Below are 977 nucleotides of genomic sequence, written 5' to 3' on the forward strand. Positions count from 1 at the left end.
CATGGGCGATCAGCAACTCGGCCAGGGCGGTGTCGCCGTGGCTGGCGGCCCAGGCCAGGGGGCTGTAGCCCAGGGCCTTGCACGGCTGCAGGACATTCGCGCCGCGCGCCAGCAGCAGCGCCACGGCCGGCTGGTGCCCGGCGATAGTGGCGGCCAGCAAGGCCGTGCGGCCGGTGCCCTTGTGCTGCCATTCAAGGTCCGCACCCGCATCCAGCAGGCGCTCGAGAGCAGCAAGGTCGCCGCGCGCGGCGGCTTTTTCCAGGAGATGGGACAAGGTCGGAAATCCGTTCGGTCAGGGGGCAGATGCCGCCGCATGGTAGCGCTCTGGGGCCAGGTTCTGCCACGCCCGGGCTACTCCACGCCCCGGTTCCGGCAGGCCGGGCGCGCCGGGCTGTACTGCGATACGCGACGCCGGCGTGGGCAGTGGGCTGTTTCGAGCGTCGCGGGTGGGGAGGGGAGGCTCATGGACGCCTTGCAGAGGCTTGCGTAGGATGGCGCGTTCGCGCTCTACGCCGTTGCAGCCAGCGCTGCAGCCTCCCTTGCCAACAGGAGTCCATGATGTTCAAGGCCATTGTGATCGACAAAGACACTGCAGGTTATCGCGCCCATCTGCGCGAGCTGGAGGAGGCGCAACTGCCTGAGGGCGATGTCACGGTCCGGGTGGCCTACAGCACCCTGAACTACAAGGACGGCCTGGCAATCACCGGCAAGAGCCCGGTGGTGCGGCAGTTTCCCATGGTCCCCGGTATCGACTTGGCAGGCACCGTCGAAGCCAGCAGCCATCCGCGCTTTCGCCCGGGTGAGCAGGTGCTGCTCAATGGCTGGGGCGTGGGCGAGAGCCACTGGGGCGGGCTGGCGCAGAAGGCCCGGTTGCAGGGCGACTGGCTGATCCACCTGCCTGAAGCCTTCAGCGCGCGCCAGGCCATGGCCATCGGCACCGCCGGCTACACTGCCATGCTCTGCCTGATCGCCCTGGA

General features: G+C 68.8%; 2 protein-coding genes. One reads left to right on the top strand and one right to left on the bottom strand.

Translation table 11 applies throughout. The annotated features are described in order from the left end of the window. Positions 1-274 (bottom strand): ankyrin repeat domain-containing protein (locus tag F6S12_RS32160; RefSeq protein ID WP_315869912.1); only part of this gene is annotated, 274 nt, incomplete at its 3' end. Positions 275-303: 29 nt separating this feature from the next. On the opposite strand from F6S12_RS32160, the gene F6S12_RS32165 reads away from it, so the two are divergent. Beyond that, on the top strand, positions 304-977 hold a 674-nt coding region (locus tag F6S12_RS32165), incomplete at its 3' end, for an alcohol dehydrogenase catalytic domain-containing protein (RefSeq protein ID WP_409999883.1).

It is taken from the genome of Pseudomonas sp. JV245A, assembly GCF_032424515.1.
Taxonomy (GTDB): domain Bacteria; phylum Pseudomonadota; class Gammaproteobacteria; order Pseudomonadales; family Pseudomonadaceae; genus Aquipseudomonas; species Aquipseudomonas protegens.